This is a genomic window from Edwardsiella ictaluri ATCC 33202 (genome assembly GCF_000264785.1).
Classification (GTDB): Bacteria; Pseudomonadota; Gammaproteobacteria; order Enterobacterales; family Enterobacteriaceae; genus Edwardsiella; species Edwardsiella ictaluri.
The window spans coordinates 1-1,282 of record NZ_AFJI01000091.1; the positions used below are offsets into that span (position 1 = coordinate 1).

The window sequence follows — 1,282 nt, forward strand, 5'->3', positions numbered from 1 at the left end:
CGCGTATAACCGGCCATGCTATCCGGTTCACCGCCATCCGGTTCAACGTGTTGACCATTGTCATCGCTTCTCCCACCTGCGCATCCTGGTCCCGCAGGTTCGGATAGCCGCCCAGCCATGTTTTGCTGCGGAACATCGCCGTTCCGGCTATCGAACGCCGGTGATAGCCCAGGTTTCGTCTTCCAGTCTGCGCCACATCCTGCGCCTGTCAGCCCCATGCTGCCGGGCTTTCCATGCGCTTTTGCCAAAGACCTTCAGGCCGGTAGCGATCAGATTCACCCATCACCTAAAAGTTTGATTTATTCAACACAGCCCGCCATGGGCAGAGCCCTAAAGGCCGTGACCGGTTACGCTGTCGTGATTGCTACCCTGTATTCCCGCTCACCTATACCTATGAAGCCCGTAAGCCCGGAGTCAAAGAGCAAATTACTGAAAGGGCATTCAACGGAGCCGTGTCCTGGAGACGGCAAGGACGCTCAAAATCGGCATTAACACCATTATTCGCACGTTAACAACGCGTGTCGAAGTGAATAACATCATTCCCGGTTGTTTATGAGGATGTGGCGCTTATCTGCGAGCTTGATGAACAATGGAGCTTCGCTGGCAGTAAAGCCCGGCAGCACTGGCTCCGGGATGCATGCAACACCACAACAGGCGGCATTCTGGCTTATCCGTTTGGACCACCTATTGATGACACATGCCGTGAGCTGTGGGTTCTGTTTACATTGTTTAATATCGGTATGATAACCGGTGATGACTGGAGCAGTTATACCAGAGAAGTCCCACAAGAGAAGCCCCTGACCGGTAAAATATGCACCCAAGGTATTGAGCGTAATCACCTGGCCCGTCACACCCGCATTAAGCGGTTGGCGCGTAAAACGATCTGCTTCCTGCGCTCAGCTGAGATCAACGAAAAGGTCATTGGTTCCCTCATGGAAAGATATATGTTCTATTAATTGGAGTCTTTGTTGAAGAATAGAGAGTCATACTGTTTTCTTGAACGCTGTTCGGTGGAAAAACTAAGCGTTTCAGGATACGTGTTTCCCTGCACGTTACAACCACATAATTTTTCGTCGCTGGGGTGAGCCACCATATTGATCTGACAGCATAACATCTATTTATTCAACGAATCCTTAATTGGATTCATCAACTAATTTTTCCAGTTTAGTCCATTGAGCGTGGCCCATCAGTTGAGGTGATCATTTGCTGTAAAAACAAAAAAATAACATATTATCGAAATAATCATGGGGGTGTATCAATCACAATGCGATATGATGTATTT

At 48.8% G+C, this 1,282-nt stretch carries 1 pseudogene; it reads left to right on the forward strand.

The features are described 5' to 3' along the window. Positions 1-314 precede the first annotated feature (314 nt). A pseudogene (locus EIEH_RS18590) lies at positions 315-956 on the forward strand (IS1 family transposase); the annotation flags it as partial. Positions 957-1,282 lie beyond the last annotated feature (326 nt).